The organism is Ginsengibacter sp. (genome assembly GCF_057362405.1).
This window is the reverse complement of sequence record NZ_JBMQQG010000021.1, coordinates 1-6298: the sequence shown is the minus strand read 5'-3', so window position 1 is coordinate 6298 and position 6298 is coordinate 1. Positions and strand designations below refer to the sequence as shown.

Sequence of the window (6298 nt, the reverse complement as noted above, 5' to 3'; positions counted from 1 at the left end):
ACGACGGAAACTATAGCAATACCCAAAACCGTTAAACCCTGGTAAAGGAAAATATGTGGATCAAGAGATGCTGGCATAATCGGCTCAATACCTAATTGCTGGTAGGTTTGTGCCGTTGACCCGGTTAAAGAAATCGGGTGACGGTGCAGGTAAACGAGAACAGGCAGTATTAAAACGCTTCCCGAAAGAATCCCTATTAACCCGATGAGAATTGTTTCCAGTATAACTATAACGGTTAGCCTTACACGATGCATGCCGATGGCGATCATAACAGCGAATTCTTTTTTTCTTTCCAGTGTCATCATCAGGATGGTACCAAAAACGCCAAAGGCAACAACGAGGTATAAAATGCCCAGCATAATAATGCCACCGGCATTATCACCCTGTATTTCCTGCACGAGACTTTTGTTCATTGCCGGCCACTGCATTACTTCCCGCGTACTGTCGAATGAATTTTGTAAAAAGCGTGTGGTTGCGTTAATGTCATCGGGTTGCCGGAGCATAATGCTAATAGACGTGAGTCGACCGGGTGCTCCAAAAAGTGACTGTGCATCGGGCAGGTAAAGATATACCAGTGCATTGTTGATTTGCTCCAGCGGAAAATGAAAAATACCCTGTATGGGATATTGGCCTGCCGCTGTAGTTCCATGATAGCCCTGGCCGAGTAACACCAGCGTATCACCCAGTTTTAACTGCAGGTACCTGGCAAGTCCGTCGCCAATCAATATTCCCTGGTTGGTTTTATTTGTAAAATATTTTCCCTCTTTAATTTTTCCTGCTACATTATTCATGCTATTTTCTTTCTCCGGGTTAATGCCAATAACCTCAACACCTTTGGTATGCGGCCCTGAAGAGGCCAGTGAAAAAGACTCTAACCTCGGTACTGCCAGGGAAATATTATTCTCTTTCTTCAAAGCATTATCAAGAGAAGTACCAGGCTCAAAAGAATTGTTGATGGACTGATCACCCCAATAGCCCTTCTCATGTACCTGGATGTAGCCTGTTGAAAAGCGTACTGCATTGCTTATCATATTACCATACACGCCTTTTTGAAACGAACGGATAGCGATGGCCAGTACAACTGCCATCAACACAGAAGCCAGTGTAATCAAGGTTCTGCGGCGGTTGCGCCATAAATTTCGCCAGGCCAGTTTAATAGATTGTTGCATCCAAAATAATTTCCTGTTTAAAATCTGCATCTATTAAAAGATGTCAGCGAATGTTTTTCATATTCTGCTGCGAAAAAAAATCTTCCTTTAAAGACATATTAAAAGCCAGTTGTTGAAACTGAAAAATGGTTTGTTTTCCTTTTTCTTTTACCGGTGTCATTACCAGTTTTGAAGGAAGATCCCGGTCATCAAAATGTTTGATATCCGACTGCGTTTCCTCGTTTACCAATTCTCCGTCTTCGTTATAAAAATCTGCTTTCAACATAAAGTATTTATCCTTTGCAATCCACATGATAATCTTATCCCAAACTACTGCAGCATCTGGTTTGGGGGTTAGCTGTATCTTATAGCAATTATAGCCTTCAATAGTTTCGTTGCCCAGCAAAGTGTGCGTGTAGTCGTCTACGATAGAGTTGGCTTTCACCAGGTCGTTGTTGGTAAAGTCGGAACCCATCCAGTTTTGCCCCATCATGGAAGGCGGTATCCGAATGATGCGGCTGATGTTCGGCATCCAGTTCCACATTTCAGTGTGGCGTTTCAGGAATACCTGGCCTTTATCCTGTGCCGGCGCTGTTATAAGAATCATGTAATAATCACTACCGAGCGACCAGGTTTTCATACTTACTTTTCGTGTCCACGTTGGGCGCACAATAGTCATAGTAGCGGTGCTTTGGCTGGACCGTCCGTTCATCAGGTCGTTTGCCTTACTTACAATTTCAGTAGCATTTGGCTGCTGGCAATAAGAACTAAATGAAAAAAGCGACAATGCGATTGATATAATTAATAAAGGTTTCATAACACTTTTTGTTTTCTATCAGGCAAATTTTTTAATGATCATTTTTATTACATCTTCCACGGGATATTCATCCGGCGCTATCATCAGGTCAAACATCAACCCATCCAGAACTGAACCGAAAAGCATCGCTTCGGCCATTGGGTTGGCTGATTTTTTCTTTTTAAAATAAGCCATATAAACTTCCAGGTACTGTTGCAGGAATGCCATTGCCTCCTTATAAAATTTCTCTGCGATGTGCGGCTGTAATGCCAGCATGGTATATAGCCGCCAGAAATCTGCTTCTTGTAAAAAAAGCTGTATCATTTTTCGGAGGCTGGCAGCGAATTCTTTCTTTGTTTCAAGTTTACCTGTCCCGTCTTCGGAAAGAAATGCGGCTGCTTTTTGCATACCAAACGATAGTAATTCGCCAAGTAGCTTTTCTTTGCTTTCGTAATAACTATACATTAGCCCTTTGGCAATTCCCGCTTCCTTTGCGATCATGTTGATGGTGGCACCGTTGAAGCCCTGGCTGGCAAATACTTTTAAAGCAGCCTGCATAATCTGTTGTTTTTTAGTTTCTCTTAATTGCTGTAATTGATTAGAAGTTCTTGGTGACATAATATTTTTTTGACTGAACGGTCGGTCAAAATTAAAAACTTTTATTTAAAGAAGAAATTTTTTTTAGATATTTTAATTTTTTTAACTGGCATGAAGGAAGCTCGATGTCATGGAAAATTGATTTCCAGATCTTAATTTTTATTTTTTCTTAAGTGTCCGCTTTGTTCCGAAAGGTGTCCGATTACGAACACCTCATTAACTATCTTCAGTAATAAAACTCTCTTTATCAATTAAGTATATCCTTGGTACATTGGTTGAAAAGTAAAGGAAGGTGTTCTCTTTTTAATCAATGAATTATGATCAAAAATTATTTCAAAATTGCCTGGAGAAATTTATTCCGCAACAAAAGTTTCTCATTGACAAATATTCTCGGGCTTACGATCGGGATGACCTGTGCTATTTTAATACTGCTTTGGGTACAGGATGAAATGAATTATGATAAGTCTCAAAAAAATTACCATGAGATTTACCAGGTGATGGCCAATCGCGATTTCAATAACCAGGTATTTACCGATCCGAATATGGTTTTGCCGCTTGCTCAATCAATAGAAAACGATGTGCCACAGGTGAAGCATGCGGTTGTTGCGACTCACCGGCATTCGGCTAATTTAAGATATGGCGATAAAATATTGAAGAGAGACGGTTACCTGGTAAGTGAACATTTCTTTGACGTATTTACGGTACAACCAATAAAGGGTAATCCTGTAACAGCGATCACGGATCCATCATCGATAATTCTTACAAAGTCCGCAGCCAGGGCTTTGTTCGGTAATGAAGATCCGATAAATAAGGTAGTAAGAATTGATAACGATCATGATGCAAAAGTAACGGCAATAGTTGCTGAAATGCCCGCTAATACAACTGTTCAATTCGATTACATTATGCCCTTTAATTGGTCTAACGAAGACGTAAAACGTTCCATGAATGAATGGGGGAATTCTTCATGGCAGGTGTACGTGCAAACTGTTCCCGGAGCGAATATGACCGCCATACAGAAAAAAATAAATGACATTAAATATCAACATGATCCGCATGACAAAAAAATAAGTTCCTACTTTACTTTTCCTATGAGTAAATGGAGGTTATATAGTGATTTCAAAGATGGAAAAAATATAGGCGGAATGATTGAGTATGTGAGAATGTTTACCATCATTGCCATTATTATCTTGCTGATCGCCTGCGTCAATTTCATGAATCTTTCTACGGCCCGCTCAGAAAAAAGAGCGAAAGAAGTTGGCATAAGAAAAACACTGGGATCAAGCAAAAAGCGATTGATCGTCCAGTTTTTTTTCGAATCGGTAATTCTTGCTTTTGTATCGTTTGCATTATCTATCCTGGCGGTGTATCTTTTGCTTCCGTCGTTTAATTCTTTAGTTGATAAACAACTCACTTTGCCCATCATGCAACCTGGATTTTGGTTAGGTGCTCTTGCTATTATTTTATTTACAGGTATTGTTGCCGGCAGTTATCCTGCGTTATATCTTTCATCTTTTAATCCTGTAAAAGTTTTAAAAGGAACTTTTGTTGCAGGAAAAAATGCGGTATTACCAAGGCATGTTTTAATAGTTATACAGTTTGTAATTTCTATTGTTCTGATCTCCGCTACGATCATCGTCTATCAGCAAATAAAACTCATTAAAAATCGCGACATGGGATATAATCCCAATAACTTAATTACGATTCCGGGCTCGCCCGATACTCAAAAAAATTATGATGTAATCAGGCAACAACTATTGCAGACCGGCATGATTAACTCTGTTACCAGAACCATGGCGCCTATCACCGAAATATGGTGGAAGTCTCCTTCACCTTCGTGGGACGGCAAGCCGGCCAACATGAATATCATATTTACAGGACTAACGGTTGATAAAGATTTTGCAAAAACAATGGGCATTAAGATGCTCCAGGGAACAGATTTTACCGGAACTCCTGCAGATACTTCTTATATGCTTTTTAATAAAGCTGCTGTTGAAGCGATGGGTTTAAAAAATCCTGTTGGAATGAAAATGCATTACGGTAAGGATTATACAGTGCTTGGAGTTACGGATAATGTAATACAGGAATCGCCTTTTAAACCGGTTGACCCGATGATGATTTATTTTGACCCTGCTAACTCCGACATCATTAGTGTGCGGCTCAATAATGGTGTACAGCCGCAGAAGGCATTAAGTTCTATTGAAACTATTTTTAAAAAATATAACCCTGCATATACATTCGAATACCAGTTTGTGGATAAGGAATTTGAAAAGAAATTCCTGAATGAAAACCTGGTGAGTAAGTTGAGTAACATTTTTGCGGCGCTCGCCATCTTCATCTGTTGCATCGGTTTGGCTGGTCTTGCCGCATTTACTATCGAAAAAAGAATCCGTGAAATTGGCATCAGGAAGGTATTAGGAGCCTCTATTCGGCAATTGTTAATGCTTATTTCAAAAGAGTTTTTGAGACTGGTGCTCGTTGCTTTTTTAATTGCGGTTCCATTAACCTGGTGGCTCATGCATAGCTGGTTGCAGAAATATGAATTTCGTGTATCCATCAGCGTTTGGATGTTTGGTATTGTCGGGATGATCATCCTTTTATTAACGCTGGTGGTAGTAAGTGCCAATACCATAAGTGCTGCAATCCGTAACCCTGTGAAAAGTTTGAGAACGGAATAATGTAATTTTTAAACGAACTGAAACCGGCACATTCATTTTTAGAAAATTTTAAAATTTAATACCGTAATATGTTTAAGAATTATTTTTTGCTGGCAGTAAAAAATTTCCGGAAACAAAAGATGTTTTCGCTAATAAACATCCTGGGTTTAACCATCGGCATCACCTGCTGTCTCATGATTTTTCTTTTTATCATAAATGAATTCAGCTATGACAATTTTCATAAAAATGGAAAAGATATTTACCGCGTGATGCGGGTGGGTAATCTTAATGGCACAAGAAGAGAGATACCTTACCTGTCGCCGCCCTATGCAGCAGCATTGGCAAATGATTTTCCCGGTGCTATAAAAAGCGTGGTACGTGTGGATGTTGATAATGATCTTATCAGCTATAACAATATCGCATTTAACGAAAAGAAGATATATCTCGTTGATAGTAACTTTTTTCAATTCTTCACTTTCCATTTGTTAAAGGGAAATCCGGCAACGGTGTTGAGCAATCCTTTGAGTATTGTAATGACGGCATCCGCAGCAAAAAAATATTTTGGTAACGAAGACCCTATTGGTAAGGTGGTAGACTTCAATAAAAAACTTCGGTTAACGGTAACCGGTATAGCCGAAGATGTACCGGTTAATTCCCATCTCGATTTTGATATGGTGGTGCCGCTATCCAACTGGCAAACAGCCCAATGGATGAATCAATGGCCAAGTAACAGCCTTTTTGTATATGTGCAATTAAATCCCGCTGTAAATCCCAAAAGTCTGATAAGCCGGTTTCCTTCTTTTATGGATAAATATATGGGGGCATACTATAAAGAGAACGGTTTTAAAATGGGTCTTACTATTAACCCGTTGAGGGGCATTTATTTTGAAGGTGAATCAACTTTTGACCATGTAAAACATGGCAGCAAAAAAATGGTATATATCTTCATGAGCATTGCAGTTCTCATTCTCGTTATTGCCTGTATCAACTTCATGAACCTTGCCACAGCAAGGGCTACCGACAGGTCTAAAGAAGTTGGCCTGCGTAAAGTGTTGGGTGCGGTTCGCGGGCAATTGGCAGCGCAATTCTTATTCGAATCTATT

General features: G+C 39.6%; 5 protein-coding genes. 2 read left to right on the top strand and 3 right to left on the bottom strand.

Translation table 11 applies throughout. The features are described 5' to 3' along the window. From ACO1O5_RS01690 to ACO1O5_RS01680, 3 genes are all read right to left on the bottom strand, one after another. The coding region (locus ACO1O5_RS01690) for an ABC transporter permease (RefSeq protein WP_486267858.1) at positions 1–1169 on the bottom strand (1169 nt) is incomplete at its 3' end. Between the two features lie 43 nt (positions 1170–1212). Beyond that, positions 1213–1965, bottom strand: a complete 753-nt coding sequence (locus tag ACO1O5_RS01685) for an outer membrane lipoprotein-sorting protein (protein WP_486267856.1) — start codon at positions 1963–1965, stop codon at positions 1213–1215. Positions 1966–1983: 18 nt separating this feature from the next. After that, entirely contained in the window at positions 1984–2562 is a 579-nt protein-coding gene (locus ACO1O5_RS01680; protein WP_486267854.1) for a TetR/AcrR family transcriptional regulator, read from the bottom strand. Positions 2563–2858: 296 nt separating this feature from the next. On the opposite strand from ACO1O5_RS01680, the gene ACO1O5_RS01675 reads away from it, so the two are divergent. Both ACO1O5_RS01675 and ACO1O5_RS01670 read left to right on the top strand, forming a co-directional pair. Beyond that, positions 2859–5216 (top strand): ABC transporter permease, encoded by a 2358-nt coding sequence (locus ACO1O5_RS01675; protein ID WP_486267852.1) that lies wholly within the window; start codon positions 2859–2861, stop codon positions 5214–5216. A gap of 68 nt (positions 5217–5284) precedes the next feature. Beyond that, on the top strand, positions 5285–6298 hold a 1014-nt coding region (locus ACO1O5_RS01670), incomplete at its 3' end, for an ABC transporter permease (RefSeq protein WP_486267850.1).

Excerpts from the sequence above, each read along its gene's own strand:
- ACO1O5_RS01685 (WP_486267856.1), bottom strand. The coding sequence starts at position 1,965 with ATGAAACCTTTATTAATTATATCAATCGCATTGTCGCTTTTTTCATTT.
- ACO1O5_RS01680 (WP_486267854.1), bottom strand. The coding sequence starts at position 2,562 with ATGTCACCAAGAACTTCTAATCAATTACAGCAATTAAGAGAAACTAAA.
- ACO1O5_RS01675 (WP_486267852.1), top strand. The coding sequence starts at position 2,859 with ATGATCAAAAATTATTTCAAAATTGCCTGGAGAAATTTATTCCGCAAC.